Genomic DNA, 13,984 nt, shown 5'->3' on the forward strand with positions numbered 1-13,984 from the left:
GTCGACACCGACAGGTCTATTGGTCGAGCGATCGATCCATGGATAATGAGTCAGTTTGTGTCGCTGGGTGACTCCGAATTCAAACATCCATCGTGGCTGACCGCGTTCGGAACCCTTGCGGGGTATGGTATCATCCTGTTTGTGCTGTTCGTCGCGTTGTTCGTCCTTCCGTACGTCGTGTTCGCGGCGTGAACCCCCGTTCACTCGTTCGTGAGATCGTACGAGTGGCTAAACACCCGCGTGGGAAACCGCGGTTCGATCCGACTCGGCGGTCGTCCGATGGAGCGTTCGCCGGTGTCGTTGGTAACTCGCTCGATGACGCCGGTTTCGGCGAGCTCGTACAGGAACCGTTTGACCGTCGCCGCGGACAGTTCGATATCGGACGATGCTGCGATCGCCTCCGTAGTCGCATCGACAGACGCCCGTTGTGACTCCCCGAGATCGACAAGTTCGCGGAGCACGGATTGACGGCTCTCGGCCAGTGACAGCACGCGAGCGAGCGACACCGACGGACGCGGAACGACTGCCATTCCCGTCTGGAGGTTCTGTTCGCTGATCTGCGATCGATCCTGTTCGATCGCGTCGATCGCTCCACCGAACAGCGCCGCGATCGCGTCGTGAGCGTTTCCGTCGGCCCACCCGACGAGGCGGCGTAGCTGCTCGTGGGAAACGGCGCGTTGGGCGAGTCCGTTCGACGCCCGTTCGGTGAGAACGTCCACGAGGACGTGATCGTCGTACGCTGGAATTTCGATGTGCTCCGGTGGAACGTGCGCCAGTTCAGTCGGTGGTTGACGACCGACAGCAATCCACGAGAGATCGTCGAACGGATCCAACACCGAAGCAAGCTGCGAGACGGAGTACGTATCGGCTTCATCGACGTGATCGACGGCGACGAGGATCTGGTTATCACTGAGATACTCATCGAGCCACGACCGGATCGAATCGATTCCGATACCGTGTTCGGGCACCGACTCCACGACAACGCTGTCGAGAACCGTCTGGTGTAGCCCGAACTCGCTCGTAGACCGGCGTGCGTCCACGTAGACGAACGACGGCGTACCGTCCGGATGTGTACGCGTGGCCGTGTGAATCGCCTCCCGCGAGCGGTGAAGAAGCCGTTCGAGATGGGCGAACAGGGCGGTAACGATCGCCGATTTACCCGATCCAGGTGCACCCCAAACGTAAGCATTCGGCGGTAGCTCACCATCGAATGCCGGATCCATATAGTCCAGCAGCCGCTCTAATGTGGGTCCTCGACCGATCGGCTCCTCGGTATGAACTGCCGGACTGATGGCGTCGTAATCGAGAATGAGCTGTGTGGTGGTCCCAGAGCGCTGGCGACGGCGGATGCGAGCTGTTAGATCCATCGTCGGAAAACGTGCGGCGGCGATATGTATCTCATTCTATCGATACGTGAGTGGTAGTTGTAACTACGGCAAGGGGACGGGAAAACCGCTTCGTCTCTGAGCGCGAAGACGGTCGTTAGCATTCGATCACAGCGGCAACCACGCAAAGCCTGGGAAGAGACCGACGTAGTACAACACGGCGACGAAGAACGTGTTGAGTGCGATCGCGGCTGCAGGTGGATCGAAGTGGGTGTCACCGTGGGCGTAGAAGATGCGTTGGATGACCTCTCCGGACAGCGCACCGCTGACGCCGAACACCGCTGCGATCGCCAATGCTGGCAGCATAGCCATGTCCGTGGTTCCACCGGCCAACGCCATTGCTGCAGTCGACGCCGGCAACGTGATGTGGTGGGTCACGGGGATCTGTTCTATGCCACAGGCCAAAAAGAGGAGTGTGGCCGCGCTGATGCCGAACCCAAGGAACACACTCCCGGTAACGACGATGAGATACCCCCCCAATAGACCGACGACAACTCCGAGCATCGCCACGTTAGCCCACCGGTACTGATGAGGGAGCCACGGCTCGACGAGAAACCGCTGTGAACTCACGTCAGTATCGGTGTCAGTGGTGGTCTCCTCGTTCCCTCCGTCGGCAACGATCTCTCCACCTTCGGCGGTCGTGTGCATTTCCTCGTGCTCGAACGGCGTCATATCCCAGAGGCTGTCACCGTGGACAGAACCGATCAGCGAGTAGCCAAAGACCAGCCGGTGGGCGACCGCGGAGACGACGACACCCATCGCGATCGGATCCCACGGCATTCCTAATCCTTCCGACGTCTGTCGAGCGATCATCCCGAACACGCCGAACGCGCCGCCGACGGCGAGTACGTCGTATTTCGTCCCGAGTGCGTGGGAGATGTTTTTCGCCTCGTGATAATCGAAGCCCGTGTCCATATAGCCCTTCCGTGCCGCATACGCGGCCGCAGCAGCGCCACCAGCGAACGAGATGTGCGGACCGAACACGGGACCGAACGCGATGCTGTCAGTAATGGCGATCTGAGCCTCTATCCCGATCGCTTCCGTAATAATGTTCGCCGTCTCGCCAGCGACAACGATGATACCCATGAACGCGAACGCTGGCAGCGCGCCGAGCGCTGCTCCGAACGCGCCGCCCGCAAAGGCAGCGAGCCACAATCCCGGATCGCTGAGCGCGTTGATGACTGCTCCGATGCCCATGATCAGACGTCCCCCTCCCGAGCCCAATCGAGCGAGCGCTCAACGGCGTCGTTCCAGCGGCTGTACATCGCGTCGGCCTTCTCGTTATCCATCTTCGGAGTGAACTCCCGGTCGGCCTGCCAGTTGTTCCGGAGTTCGTCGAGATCGTCCCAGTAATCCACGGCAAGCCCGGCCGCGTACGCAGACCCCAAGGCGGTCGTCTCGTCGACTTCCGGACGGACGATAGTCGCCTCGATGATGTCGGCCTGCTGTTGACAGAGGAAGTTGTTTTTCACCGCCCCACCGTCGACTTTCAAGTCGGTAATCTCGATGTCGGCGTCGGCTTCCATCGCTTCTGCAACGTCCCGCGTTTGGAAGGCGATCGATTCGAGCGCCGCCCGAACGATATGAGCGCGGTTGGTTCCGCGGGTCATCCCGACGATCGTCCCGCGTGCGCGGCCGTCCCAGTGGGGAGCACCGAGACCTGTGAACGCGGGCACCAGATACACGCCGCCAGTCGACTCGACGCTGCGAGCGATCTCCTCGGTGTCAAGCGCATTGTCGATCAGATCAACGTCTTCGAGCCACTCGATCGCCGCACCCGTGATGAAGATCGAGCCTTCGAGCGCGTACTGAACCGGCTCGCCGGAGCGCTGGAAACCGATCGTCGTCAGCAGCCCGTGATCGCTCTCGACGGCCTCCTCACCGGTGTTGGCGAGGAAGAACGACCCCGTACCGTAGGTGTTTTTCGCCTCCCCCGGATCGAAGCAGGTTTGTCCGAACAGTGCCGCCTGCTGATCGCCAAACGCTCCTGCGACCGGTATCTCTGCGCCCAGAAAGCCCGATGGATCAGTGTAGCCGTAGTAGTCGTCGTCGCTCGATGGCCGAACCTCCGGCAACATCGCCCGTGGAATTCCGAACTCCTCGAGGAGATCCTCGTCCCACGCGAGATCGTGGATGTTGTACAACATCGTTCGGGAGGCGTTGGTCACCTCCGTGATGTGGTTGCCAGTGAGGTTGTGGATGAGCCACGAATCGATCGTTCCAAACCGGATCTCGCCATCCGCTGCGCGCTCGCGAAGATCAGCCGGCCGGGCACGCTGGGTTTTGATTGGTTCGGCGTTGTCCAACATCCATTCCGCTTTCGTGGCCGAAAAGTACGCGTCCGCCTGTAGTCCCGTCTTGGCACGGATCTCGTCGGTCTTTCCTGCTTCCTCTAGTGCCTCGATACGACCAGTCGTCCGACGATCCTGCCACACGATGGCGTTGTGGATCGGTGCTCCCGTATCCCGGTCCCACAGCACTGTGGTTTCGCGTTGGTTTGTCACCCCGAGCGCCGCCAACTGCTCCGCGTCTACTCCTGCGTCAGCCAACGCCTGCGTGATAACCGCTTTCGTGTTCTCCCAGATCTCGGTCGGATCGTGCTCAACCCAGCCCGGCTCGGGATAGAGCTGTTCGTGTTTTTCGTATGCGCTGGCGACCACCCGACCACCCTGATCGAACACCATGAACCGGGTGCCGGTCGTCCCCTGATCGATCGCACCGACGTACGTTTCAGTCATCTCGTCCCCTCTGTGGGAGTGAACGACTCCCATTCGATTTGTTTATCCATGATTCTGATCTACTGGTAAACAATTGAGTCGACCATTATAAATCTACCGACGGATTTCGGTCGCTTTCCGTCCGAATTCCGCTGAAACGGGGTAAGTATTCTCGGCAGTCGATATGGGGGCGGTCAGTGCTTTATCGAAAGTGGGAGTACAGAGATAAAGTACAACGCTGGCGAGTAGTCGCGTTCGGTCGATCGAGTTCGTGTGGTCCGGGCGATGAATCCGGTTCCAATTGGGACGTCGTATCGAACTCAGTGGTAAATTACGAAATATTAGGAATAACTAGAATGTTCAGGTAGTTCTGTTTGAGTATTACAGCGTGTATGGTATTAACTGATTGTTAAACGGTGGTGAGCAGTGTGAATGATGGCTTCAAGCTGAGCTTGAAAATCTTCAAGCACACCAATACAAAGTACCCGAGGGCCATGGGGTGGTGTAGAGTCAGTCATCAATGCGTCGGATACGTCGTCTTGCGATCGTGTTGTCATCGGTCTCGTGAGGAGCGCCATCTACGCGACGGGCGCGTTTTCGAATTTGACGACATCACGTGAGGCGAGCGTGGACGTGGTTGGTGATAATGCGGGCTATCTCGTACTCACGCCCGGTGAGAACGGGGAGTACACCAACCAGAACGGGGAACTCCAACTCCAGTTGAACGGCGCACTCGAAGGCGAGGACGCGCCATCCGGGAGCGGTGTCAATATCAAAGCAGCCAGTGATCTTAAGCGTCGAGACTACTCACCTGCCGAGGTCAGTCATCTCGTGAAACAAAGCAAAAAATCCTATGTCAATAACAAGGGGATCCTTACTCAAGCCCAAAAACGAGCTGACCAAGGGCTCCCGAAAGACGACGTCAAATACTACGTGGAAAACGTCAGTCTCAAAAATCACTCATCACACGTACATACCGAACTAGCTCACGAACATTCTACTCCGGCACTGATCGACGACACAGAACGTACCCAATCGACCCACAGCGCGACCAACGACGCATTCACACCGTCTCTGGATCTCGTTCGATCGAATCAGCGACGGATTCGAACAGCCGCGCGTCACAGCCATCACACGAGATGGCGAGCACGGTGTGTTCTCGACAGCACGATTCGACGGTTTCCGATACCGGAGTAACAGGTCCATCACAGCTCGGACACAGATCGATGAACACGCGGAGTCCCCGGATGAGCGTCCCTTGCTCGGCCACATCAAGACGGTCCCACTGATCGATCCACTGGGGTAGCTCCCGAGCGGCTGCGAGATCCGCAACGAACGCGGCGTGTGATTCCCACTGACCGATCGATTGGCCGTTGATGTGGGCAGTAAACGCTTCCCCGTGATCGACGAAGGCGATCTCACCGTCCGTATCAAGCGTCTCCGCCAGCGCTTGGCGTTCGGTCTCGGAAGTGGTGATCCGATCCATCCGTCCATACCACGACTCCCGGAACTGGGAGGTGAGACAGAGATCGTCGAACTCTTCACACGGTTTGAGCGGTCCCGATTCGACGAGCAACCGTTCGGTGTTGGCCGCAACCGTCTCCTCGGTCGTCATCGGATCGGTCCCCACGGTATCGAACACCGAGAGCACACGATCGGGAAGGTACCGCTTCGTCAACGTCGGTGTACCAGGCACGAGATATCCCCGAAAAACGATGCTCAGGAGCGCCAAAGATCCGAAGGCCATCGCACCTGGCCACCACATGACCCACAGCCAGATACACACGACGGCAGCGATCGCGAGATTGTTTATCGTACACGGGATACATCGGTTATCACCAGTGTACTCCGGTTGACGAAGCACGTCGAATACGGTCTGTATATGCATAGAGGGATCTCTTTACGACAGGAAATATAGCTATCGGTGTTTGAACACCTAATGTTAGTTGATTAAGATGGTTATATGTCTGATACTTCAGGTGTCTCTACGGGACGCGATTGGTAGGAAACTGACCCAGGCAAGAAATGATAAACCATGTACCTTTATGATCTTCCATGATGAATACAGGGATGTACCATGATCGACGACCGACCCACAGACGAGATCGAACCGCTGGTGCCGGTGATGCCACAGTCCCGTGTCCGGCCGGACGGTGGAGTGCTTAGGAACGATCGTCGGGGCCCGGACGTATTGCCGGCAGAGGAGCGTTACACCATCGATCCGCTTGTTCCGGATCTTTCCTAGAGTTCGAAGACGGTCGCTCGTCGGGTCGTCGTGACGCCGTGTTCAGTTTCCTCGGGTGACGGCGTCTCTGCGTATCGGGAGGAAAGACTCGCACGGACACTTTCTCTGACACAGGCCCGAGCCGCAGTACCGACTGCGGTCGCGCTGCCAGCGAAGGGCTGCTTTTCGCGGTCTCGATCGCTGTCATCGGGCTGCGTCCGGTTGTCCGAGGAACGGAGTCTCTCACAGCCGACGACGATCGCGTCCGACGTGGTGCCAGTAATGTCGGACTCGGCGAGTAGCGTTGCGGTTTTGGCCTCAACGGCGGTTCCGAGTAGTGTCGCAAGTGCGCCGTCGGTGAGCGGTTCGGAGGTAGAGAGGATGATATTGACGGTGCCGGGACGAAATCCCCTCGAGGACTCGGACGTGGCCGTCGATCGTGTCGGGACTATCGGAAGCGTTGCTGGATTCGAGATTCCAGCGGTCGTGACGGCTTCGACGGAACCACAGCGCGCTCCCCGTGTGTGTTGGAGATCGACTCCGGTGAACAGTGTCGGACCGGCCGCATCGAATCCTGCCCGCTTACACCGGCGTTTCCCGTACGCATCCAGATCGACGTGGTCCCACTCCTCGGGAACGGAGACGTTGTACACGACCGGATCGGTGCGGTAGCCGCCTCGCCACCCACTCGAAAGCCAGCGCGTGCCCGACCGGCGGTACTGGAGCACGCCGTCTTCGATAGTGATATCAGACATCGAGGAGCGCATCGATGAGCAGCTCGTTTTCTTCGGGCGTTCGCACCGCGATCCGGATGTGCGTATCGAGCCTACGAAACGTCGTCGCATCTCGGACAGCGATGCCCGCCGCACGGAGTGAGCGACGGATCGGTCCGGGATCGGTCCCGACGTCGACCAGCACAAACGGAGCACGAGAGGAAGCCACCTCAAAACGATCGGAAAGGGCCTCAGTCAGCCGGTCTCGCTCGCGTCGGACGCGCTCGCGCGTCCGAGCCACGAACTCGGAGGCCGCCAAACAGTGGGAGCCGACAGCAGCGCTCGGAACACCCATTGCCCACGGTTTGACGGCGTTGTGAAGCCGTTCGCCCACCTCGTCGGTCGCCACGGCGTATCCCATCCGGAGACCGGGCAGCCCGAACAGCTTCGTCAAAGAGCGCGCGACGACGACGCCGGGAGTGCCAGCGAGCGAGGGCTGATCGGTGAATCCGAGAAACGCCTCGTCGACGAGCACCACAGTGTCGACGGATCGACAACGATCCACGAACGCGAGCAGATCGTCACGATCCGGCAGTTCCCCAGTAGGATTGTTCGGCGTGGGGAGGACGACGAGCGCGTGGTCTTCGGGATCGACAGCGAGTAGCTCTTCGAACGGAACGAACGCGGGAGTTGCGCCCTGAAGACGCACCTCGCGGGCGTACTCACCGAACGACGGCGTCGGAACGAGCACCGACGACGAAGCGGTCACGACCGTTTCGATCGTGAGTCGAATGGCAGCCATACCGCCAGCGGTGGGTATCACCTGCTGTGGAGCACAGCCGACGAACGCAGCTGCCGCCCGCCGAAACGCGTCGTATCCGTCGGGATAAGAGCGCGCCCGCTCCAAGGCCGCTCGATACACCTCGCGCGTCCCATCGGGAATGCGTGGGTTGCAGTTCGCGCTAAAGTCGTACTCGACGGCTGGATCGCTGCCGTGTTCGACGCGATCGACCGAATCGACGGCGTCAGGCTCCATCGTTCGCCTCCTCCAGCAGCGTTTGAGCGATCCATGCGTCTCTCGGTCGGTTCACGTTCACCGCGAGTCGGTCGTCATCCCTGATCATGTATTCTTCGGTGTCAGTGTCTCCAACCACGTTCACGCCGGTGGGAGCGAGCGATTCAGTTCCCACGACAGTGGTGTCGACGCTCATTCCCAGCGCGCGTTTTCGTTCGACCGGGACACAGACAGTGAGCGAACCGGTACTGTATCGATCGAGCACGGCGTCGATCGTCTGTCCGTCGAGCAACGGGAGATCGGCCGCGACGGTCATCACCGGTGGAACGACGCGATCAAGTGCCCGTTCGAGATCGGGAACATACCCCGAACCCGGCGTCTCGATCGTCGATACATCGAGCATTCCCTCGATCCGGGCGGTCGTCCGTGGTGCGTTCGGAGAGACGCCGGCGTACACAGTGTCGATTCGAGCAGCGGCGAGCGCATCGATCACGCGGTCGATCATCGGTCGACCATCGATCGGCAAGAGGGGTTTTTCGCCACGGTCGAGTCGGGTCCCGGTGCCACCGCACATCACGAGAGCGTCCATGCGATCACCCCCGCGTGCAGCGCGAAAACGCGCCCAAGCTCGTTTGCACCACCGAATACGTCCCCGCTCACGCCCCCGAGCGTTCGGTAGGCCCACACCGATACGGCGAGTCCGGTACACAGCCCGACCACCACAGCGGTTGTCCCACCCAGTGATCGACCAGTCAGTCCGCAGGCGAACAGCGCTACGACTGTCGGACCGAACAACGCTCGCGGTGTCGTGGCTGTCGTAAACGCCGATCCCAGCCCCTCGTGAGTCGCGGTGCCGAGACAGGCGATCGCAGCCAGTCCGAGTTTCGTGCCGACCTCCGCAGCGATCACAAGCCCGACGGCAACGAGAGGGGGACAGTTTGTGAGTGCCATTCCCGCAAGCGCCAGTCCAACTAGCGTGCTTGTGAGCGCGAGTACAGCTCCGACACCGACAGTCGTGTCTTTCATCACCGACCGTCGACGCTCACGGTCGCCGTGGACGACCACCGCATCGCCGAGGTCCGCGATGCCGTCGGCGTGATTGACGCCGGTAAGACCGATCACGCCACCAACCAGTAGCGCCGCCACTGACGCCTCGACATCGGGGACGAGCCACAAGCCGACGCCGACAGGGAGCGCGATGAGCGCACCGATCGGATAGGCGGCGAGCACGAACGCGGATGGAGTCCGACAGAATGCTGTCCACGCCGCCTCGTCCGTACCGATCGGTAGTCGCGTCAGAAAACCAAGCGCGCCACGGATGGCCTTCAGAACCATGGTTGTACCCCTCCCGTCATGGCGATCCGAAATCCGGTTACAAGAATCGCCCCGAGCACGAACACGAGCAGACTCACACGACTGACATGCTGGATGGCTTCGTGTGCGACTGTAACCGATGGGAGCGGACAATCGGGATTGAGCGTGTACACACCTGGTTTCTCCAGCCGACAGCCCACGACGGCGGCGAGCGTTCCCATCGGCCAGCCAGCGTTGGGCGAGGGCACAGTGGCCAACCACGCCCGTTGTGTCGCGAGCGCAGACACCGACCCAGTGGCCAACAGCAGGGCGCTCACCCGGGCAGGAACCCACATCACGAGATCGTCAAGGCGAGCGCTGATCGTTCCGACTGGCTTGTGCTCGTATCCCAGCATCGAATCCAACGTGTTCACCGCCTTCACCGCCGTGGCACCCGCCGCGCCCAGTGCCAGCGACACGGGAGCGAGTACGACGAACGCGCACAGCGGCGCAACCAGTCCGTCGGAAAGGTTCTCTGCGGCGCTCTCGACGGCCCCACTGCGGACCTGCCCTGCCGACAAGGCGGTAGCGTCACGGCCAGCCAATGCCCGAAGCCGTGTGCGTGCATCCGGCAAGTCCGTGGTCGTGTGCGTGATGACCGTCCGAGCAGTGTCGAGCAACAACCGGCGGCTCGTCGTCACGAACAACACGAGACCGGTAGCGAGAACGCCGCCTCCCGGATGGATCGAGTCGGCGAGAACGACCACTACACCACCGCTACCGGCTGCAAGGAGTGAAACGATGCCTCCGACGATCCCACCGACTACCAACGGTCGATCCCAGTCCCGGTCGAACGGAGCGATCACCTGGCCCAACCACGACACCGGATGAACACGCTCGGGAGGCTCCCCGACGGCGGTGTCGAGCACCAGTGCGAGCGCGATCGACGCCAGCGGTGCCAGCGTCCCGGTGGCAGTCATCGATCCAACTCCCGCAATCGTTCCGGAACCGTTTCAAGTGAACCGTCACCCACCTCGATGAACGTTCCACCGACCGCTTCGACGCCACCGTCTGCGTCGGGATCGTCACCGACGTGAACGAGCGTGTCACCGCTCGCCTCAAGCTGTTCGGCAACGGCTTCGAACGCGCGTGGGTGTGGCTTTCGCCAGCCACAGCCGACGCTCGTGACGACAGCGTCGAATGACCGATCCACCGCCGAGCGGGCGAGCGCCCGGTGTACGAGTCCGGTCACGCTACAGTTCGAACAGACACCGATCTGCCCTCGGTGGGCCGCCGCCGCAAGGGCTGTCCGTGCACCCGGCCGGATCCGTACATCAGGAGCAAACGCCGTTGTAACGGCGCGGGCACACTGATCACGGTCCGGATCGATACCGCGGCTTTCCAGCGCGTGAACCACGTGCTCAGTGAGTGAAATCTCCACACCGCTCGGAACGGTCGTATGGGATTCACCGTACGCAACCGACCAATCCGGTGGTACCGACACCCCTCGATCCGCCAGCGCCGTGGCCACGGCGCTGGCGGGATCAGTGGGGGGCTGAACTTCGAGAAGCGTGCCAAAGCAATCGAACGATACTACCACTCCCGTGGAATTAGTCCAAACAGACTTGAACGTCCCGATCTCCCAGAACGTTCCAGGTCATATAATACATTAGTCATATTATTTTGCACGATTCTTCAGAAGATAAATACTACAATTATTGACAAAGTTGTCTGGTGTAGAAGGCGCGCGATAGGGAAAATAAAAGACCATTTCCCTCTTGCGAAAGCTGTTTGTTCTACTGCCACATATAAATACATATGGGAGATGATGGGAATCGTTTCAGCTCGTTACTTGGAGGTGATACATCTGGGGGCAGGTATGAGTGGGGTGTCAGGGCACTGTACGACCTATCACCATCAGCGTTCGAGCGGGTGGTGGGCGCTCTGTACATTGCTGAGGGGTATGAAGTCGAGCGGGCAGGTCCCACTGTCGAAGGAGGAATCGATCTCATTGCGAAGAAATCAGGATTCATACGGTCGAAGACGGTCGTCATCTCCATTATCCCCCCCGGTGGGACGGTGTCATTACCGACAGTCAAGCAGTTAGAGCGCGGTCGAGGAATAAACGGGGCCAAGGTGGGTATACTCGTGCGACCGAAGCCGTTCAGAGACGAGATTCGGAGAGCTGCCACCGACAACGGTGCCATCGAACTACTCGATGGGCAACAGCTCACTACCAGACTCACGGACAACGGTGTCGCCCATCCCGGTCGGTGATCGATGCGTACGTTTTTGCGGGTGCTTCTCGATGGATGACGTATGACGAGAGAGAAACTCGTGACGGCGAGCAAGGCACTCGATCAGGCTACGACGGGCGCGGACGAACGCCACCGCGAGCGAATCGAAGAACAAGCCGAGCAACTTGAGCAGCTGGCCGAACGGGAACACGATCCCGATCACGGCCGGTTGGATCGCCACATGAACGTTCTCAGAGAACTCCACGACGAGACGAATGATCCCGATATCGAGCGCGCCTACGAACGGCTCCGAGAGTATCGACAGGGCGTAAGTGGGGTGTGAGCTGAAAAGCAACCGTTTTATGGACGTATTCCAAGGATCAGATATGCAACGACGAGCAGCCGCGGCGTATTTTCTGTTCTTTCTGGTGATCGGAATCGGCGCGTACGCGATCAGAACGATGGCCAACGTTCCTTCGGGCCGGGCTGGGGGACTCGGGGCTGTAGCGGTAATGAGCCTGCTCGCTGGGATCCTCGTGATCGGACTGTCGTATCTTCCCGTCCGTGGATAGGAGCACTGAAAACGGGCTGGGAGGGACTTGAACCCCCGGCCATCTGGTTAAAAGCCAGACGCTCTGCCAGACTGAGCTACCAGCCCTCACCTGCACGTTTACCGTCCCCCGGCTAAACGGTTACGGAATGCTCCTCCAACCGAGGCCGTATCGGCGGGCGAAGACAGGACTGAACGTAGCTACCGTCTCTGGTCGGTAATCCGTTCGAGCGCGTCAGTGACGATCGTTTCTGGATCCGTATCGTTGATGGCAGCAACCCGCCGGAGTTCGAGATACGTCTCCGGTGGAAGCGATAGTGTGAGCCGACCGAGTTCGATCCCTCGTTTTTCGAGCGCGCTGTCGAGCGATTGGCCATCGTTCACGTCGCTTGCGATCGCCCGGACCTCCCGGACGGTCAGATCGTGGTCAAGTACGGTCCACGCGAGTTGGTATCGGGTTTCTCCGTGAACACGAGCGATGTGTTTGGCTGCCGTAGGCGCGATCCGCCCCGTAGCGACGTACTTTCGTACCGGTCGTGGAAGATCATGTACCCGGGCCCACTTTCGGATGAACGACACCGTCACTCCACCGCCCGCGCGCTCGGCAGCGCTCTTATACGACCCTTCCCCCCGGACCAAAGCGGCACAGGCGGCTGCGCCACGGAGCATGTAGATGTTATCCTCCGCCCCGGCCGTGTTGTCTGCGAAGGCACGTACCGTTTCTGCCGCCGCCGAAAGACTGCTGGGGTCCGATGGATCGAACTGAACCGCTTGCGGAGCGCGTTCTCCCGCCAACTCCGGATTCCCACGAATTACTGGCTGGCCGACGGGAGATTCACGGTCTGTCGGCGGTGGATTATCACTCATCACTCACGAAAACGAAGGCGATAATGAAAAACGTCTCGGGTAACAAGTGGGGGACACTCACCCATCCCGCTGTTCGGAAAGGTGTTCCCAAATTTCCGTACACCCACACCCATCCTCGACCCCTTCGAGATGGGAGCGATCGGTCTCTTGGTCGGTGTCGCCATCATCGTCGAGCCGACACGCGCTGGTCTCCGACTCGACGTCCACGTTCGATGTCCTGCTATCGGCGTTGCTCATCTGAAACGCACCTCGGAATCTTCGTAAAGTTCCGGCGCGACATCCGCTGACGTATGCTGTCGCAGATTACTCAGTTCCGCGTCTGTCATCACTCCTCTTACGATGCTATCATGTATAAGCCCGTGTCCCGCTGTAAGGCTGGCCCGTACTATCGCCTGTGAGAAATATTTACCGGTATCTATTTCAGTGTATATTGGATAATCCGTGTTTCGTCCCATGGTTATGTTGCCTCGAAGCGTCATCAGAGTTGATGACGTGAGCGAAAGCGAAGACACCGTAGGACTTATCAGAAATCACCGATGGTTGATGACGATCGGTAACCACTACCCGGATCGTCGGGATTACTATCGTTCGGAAGAAAACCCCAGTCGTGACGACGTCGGTTCATCAACTCGACGATGGGGCGTGGATCAGCGTGAACGACCGTCGCGTTATGCCTGTGAGCGATCTGTGGCGGTTACGAAAGCACGAGTTCTGTGAGTGTGACGTCGCCGACGTGCTCGCCGAGGGGTTCGTCGCGGTCGGCGTCGATCGCTCGAACGTCGAGGCACGGATCGCTGGCCAGTGTATCGCGTGTGGATCCGACGGTGTGACAGGATGGCTCCAGATGGGAACTGTCGACCCGAAAACCGACCGTTTCCGTCCCGTCGTCCCCGAGAGCATTCACCAGCCCCGTCCCGCCACGAGATAGCGGAGATATTTTCCTAATGGCTGATGAGGGAGGCAACCTTGTCGGAATACGTGAA

General features: G+C 59.8%; 18 protein-coding genes and 1 tRNA gene. 6 read left to right on the forward strand and 13 right to left on the reverse strand.

All coding sequences use genetic code 11. The annotated features are described in order from the left end of the window. The first annotated feature begins 45 nt into the window (after positions 1-45). A complete protein-coding gene (locus tag MW046_RS07530; RefSeq protein ID WP_247992517.1) occupies positions 46-192 on the forward strand; it encodes a hypothetical protein in 147 nt (48 codons plus the stop codon). A gap of 8 nt (positions 193-200) precedes the next feature. On the opposite strand, the gene MW046_RS07535 is transcribed toward MW046_RS07530, so the two are convergent. The 4 genes from MW046_RS07535 to MW046_RS07550 form a co-directional block, all read right to left on the reverse strand. Continuing rightward, positions 201-1,367, reverse strand: a complete 1,167-nt coding sequence (locus MW046_RS07535; protein ID WP_247992518.1) for a Cdc6/Cdc18 family protein — start codon at positions 1,365-1,367, stop codon at positions 201-203. Positions 1,368-1,493: 126 nt separating this feature from the next. Continuing rightward, positions 1,494-2,582, reverse strand: a complete 1,089-nt coding sequence (locus MW046_RS07540) for a DUF7973 family transport facilitator (protein ID WP_247992519.1) — start codon at positions 2,580-2,582, stop codon at positions 1,494-1,496. 2 nt (positions 2,583-2,584) lie between these two features. Next, positions 2,585-4,123, reverse strand: coding sequence for a glycerol kinase GlpK (glpK, locus tag MW046_RS07545; RefSeq protein WP_247992520.1), 1,539 nt, complete (start codon positions 4,121-4,123; stop codon positions 2,585-2,587). 1,042 nt (positions 4,124-5,165) lie between these two features. Further along, positions 5,166-5,990 (reverse strand): DUF8054 domain-containing protein, encoded by an 825-nt coding sequence (locus MW046_RS07550; protein WP_247992521.1) that lies wholly within the window; start codon positions 5,988-5,990, stop codon positions 5,166-5,168. A 189-nt stretch (positions 5,991-6,179) separates the two neighbouring features. Here MW046_RS07550 and MW046_RS07555 point away from each other — a divergent pair, with 189 nt between their 5' ends. Beyond that, positions 6,180-6,347 (forward strand): hypothetical protein, encoded by a 168-nt coding sequence (locus MW046_RS07555; protein ID WP_247992522.1) that lies wholly within the window; start codon positions 6,180-6,182, stop codon positions 6,345-6,347. On the opposite strand, the gene MW046_RS07560 is transcribed toward MW046_RS07555, so the two are convergent. Genes MW046_RS07560 through MW046_RS07585 form a run of 6 tightly spaced genes read right to left on the reverse strand, consistent with a single transcriptional unit; the run spans position 6,344 to position 10,947 of the window. Further along, positions 6,344-7,081, reverse strand: coding sequence for an adenosylcobinamide amidohydrolase (locus MW046_RS07560; protein ID WP_247992523.1), 738 nt, complete (start codon positions 7,079-7,081; stop codon positions 6,344-6,346). The genes MW046_RS07555 and MW046_RS07560 overlap by 4 nt on opposite strands. Then, entirely contained in the window at positions 7,074-8,075 is a 1,002-nt protein-coding gene (locus MW046_RS07565; protein ID WP_247992524.1) for a pyridoxal phosphate-dependent aminotransferase, read from the reverse strand. The genes MW046_RS07560 and MW046_RS07565 overlap by 8 nt, the downstream gene beginning before the upstream one ends. Continuing rightward, a complete protein-coding gene (locus MW046_RS07570; protein ID WP_368411315.1) occupies positions 8,065-8,643 on the reverse strand; it encodes an NTP transferase domain-containing protein in 579 nt (192 codons plus the stop codon). Before MW046_RS07570 ends, MW046_RS07565 begins: the two co-directional genes overlap by 11 nt. Next, positions 8,628-9,389: an adenosylcobinamide-GDP ribazoletransferase gene (gene cobS, locus MW046_RS07575; protein WP_247992525.1), complete on the reverse strand. Its 762-nt coding sequence runs from the start codon at positions 9,387-9,389 to the stop codon at positions 8,628-8,630. Before cobS ends, MW046_RS07570 begins: the two co-directional genes overlap by 16 nt. Next, positions 9,380-10,327 (reverse strand): adenosylcobinamide-phosphate synthase CbiB, encoded by a 948-nt coding sequence (cbiB, locus tag MW046_RS07580; protein ID WP_247992526.1) that lies wholly within the window; start codon positions 10,325-10,327, stop codon positions 9,380-9,382. Before cbiB ends, cobS begins: the two co-directional genes overlap by 10 nt. Further along, positions 10,324-10,947 carry an HAD family hydrolase gene (locus MW046_RS07585; protein WP_247992527.1) on the reverse strand — a complete coding sequence of 208 codons (624 nt, stop codon included), beginning with the start codon at positions 10,945-10,947 and terminating at the stop codon, positions 10,324-10,326. The genes cbiB and MW046_RS07585 overlap by 4 nt, the downstream gene beginning before the upstream one ends. Positions 10,948-11,165: 218 nt before the next feature. Between MW046_RS07585 and MW046_RS07590 the strand changes: the two genes are divergently transcribed. The 3 genes from MW046_RS07590 to MW046_RS07600 are packed head-to-tail and all read left to right on the forward strand — an operon-like array spanning position 11,166 to position 12,156. Continuing rightward, positions 11,166-11,624, forward strand: coding sequence for a restriction endonuclease (locus MW046_RS07590; protein WP_247992528.1), 459 nt, complete (start codon positions 11,166-11,168; stop codon positions 11,622-11,624). A 42-nt stretch (positions 11,625-11,666) separates the two neighbouring features. Then, positions 11,667-11,927: a DUF7553 family protein gene (locus MW046_RS07595; RefSeq protein ID WP_247992529.1), complete on the forward strand. Its 261-nt coding sequence runs from the start codon at positions 11,667-11,669 to the stop codon at positions 11,925-11,927. 43 nt (positions 11,928-11,970) lie between these two features. Beyond that, positions 11,971-12,156: a DUF8231 family protein gene (locus MW046_RS07600; RefSeq protein ID WP_247992530.1), complete on the forward strand. Its 186-nt coding sequence runs from the start codon at positions 11,971-11,973 to the stop codon at positions 12,154-12,156. Between the two features lie 12 nt (positions 12,157-12,168). Here MW046_RS07600 and MW046_RS07605 read toward each other — a convergent pair. From MW046_RS07605 to MW046_RS07615, 3 genes are all read right to left on the reverse strand, one after another. Continuing rightward, positions 12,169-12,242 (reverse strand) — tRNA-Lys (locus tag MW046_RS07605). Positions 12,243-12,335: 93 nt separating this feature from the next. Next, positions 12,336-13,001 carry a DUF7119 family protein gene (locus tag MW046_RS07610; protein ID WP_247992531.1) on the reverse strand — a complete coding sequence of 222 codons (666 nt, stop codon included), beginning with the start codon at positions 12,999-13,001 and terminating at the stop codon, positions 12,336-12,338. 57 nt (positions 13,002-13,058) lie between these two features. After that, positions 13,059-13,238, reverse strand: coding sequence for a DUF8595 family protein (locus tag MW046_RS07615; RefSeq protein WP_247992532.1), 180 nt, complete (start codon positions 13,236-13,238; stop codon positions 13,059-13,061). 370 nt (positions 13,239-13,608) lie between these two features. Between MW046_RS07615 and MW046_RS07620 the strand changes: the two genes are divergently transcribed. Next, positions 13,609-13,929, forward strand: a complete 321-nt coding sequence (locus MW046_RS07620) for a DUF8134 family protein (RefSeq protein ID WP_247992533.1) — start codon at positions 13,609-13,611, stop codon at positions 13,927-13,929. Positions 13,930-13,984 lie beyond the last annotated feature (55 nt).

Origin of the sequence: Halocatena salina (assembly GCF_023115355.1) — an archaeon.
Taxonomy (GTDB): Archaea; Halobacteriota; Halobacteria; order Halobacteriales; family Haloarculaceae; genus Halocatena; species Halocatena salina.

What these genes read in the sequence shown, in the direction of transcription:
- MW046_RS07530 (WP_247992517.1), top strand. Translation starts at nt 46, where the DNA reads ATGAGTCAGTTTGTGTCGCTGGGTGACTCCGAATTCAAACATCCATCG.
- MW046_RS07535 (WP_247992518.1), bottom strand. Translation starts at nt 1,367, where the DNA reads ATGGATCTAACAGCTCGCATCCGCCGTCGCCAGCGCTCTGGGACCACC.
- MW046_RS07540 (WP_247992519.1), bottom strand. Translation starts at nt 2,582, where the DNA reads ATGGGCATCGGAGCAGTCATCAACGCGCTCAGCGATCCGGGATTGTGG.
- glpK (WP_247992520.1), bottom strand. Translation starts at nt 4,123, where the DNA reads ATGACTGAAACGTACGTCGGTGCGATCGATCAGGGGACGACCGGCACC.
- MW046_RS07550 (WP_247992521.1), bottom strand. Translation starts at nt 5,990, where the DNA reads ATGCATATACAGACCGTATTCGACGTGCTTCGTCAACCGGAGTACACT.
- MW046_RS07555 (WP_247992522.1), top strand. Translation starts at nt 6,180, where the DNA reads ATGATCGACGACCGACCCACAGACGAGATCGAACCGCTGGTGCCGGTG.
- MW046_RS07560 (WP_247992523.1), bottom strand. Translation starts at nt 7,081, where the DNA reads ATGTCTGATATCACTATCGAAGACGGCGTGCTCCAGTACCGCCGGTCG.
- MW046_RS07565 (WP_247992524.1), bottom strand. Translation starts at nt 8,075, where the DNA reads ATGGAGCCTGACGCCGTCGATTCGGTCGATCGCGTCGAACACGGCAGC.
- MW046_RS07570 (WP_368411315.1), bottom strand. Translation starts at nt 8,643, where the DNA reads ATGGACGCTCTCGTGATGTGCGGTGGCACCGGGACCCGACTCGACCGT.
- cobS (WP_247992525.1), bottom strand. Translation starts at nt 9,389, where the DNA reads ATGGTTCTGAAGGCCATCCGTGGCGCGCTTGGTTTTCTGACGCGACTA.
- cbiB (WP_247992526.1), bottom strand. Translation starts at nt 10,327, where the DNA reads ATGACTGCCACCGGGACGCTGGCACCGCTGGCGTCGATCGCGCTCGCA.
- MW046_RS07590 (WP_247992528.1), top strand. Translation starts at nt 11,166, where the DNA reads ATGGGAGATGATGGGAATCGTTTCAGCTCGTTACTTGGAGGTGATACA.
- MW046_RS07595 (WP_247992529.1), top strand. Translation starts at nt 11,667, where the DNA reads ATGACGAGAGAGAAACTCGTGACGGCGAGCAAGGCACTCGATCAGGCT.
- MW046_RS07600 (WP_247992530.1), top strand. Translation starts at nt 11,971, where the DNA reads ATGCAACGACGAGCAGCCGCGGCGTATTTTCTGTTCTTTCTGGTGATC.
- MW046_RS07610 (WP_247992531.1), bottom strand. Translation starts at nt 13,001, where the DNA reads ATGAGTGATAATCCACCGCCGACAGACCGTGAATCTCCCGTCGGCCAG.
- MW046_RS07615 (WP_247992532.1), bottom strand. Translation starts at nt 13,238, where the DNA reads ATGAGCAACGCCGATAGCAGGACATCGAACGTGGACGTCGAGTCGGAG.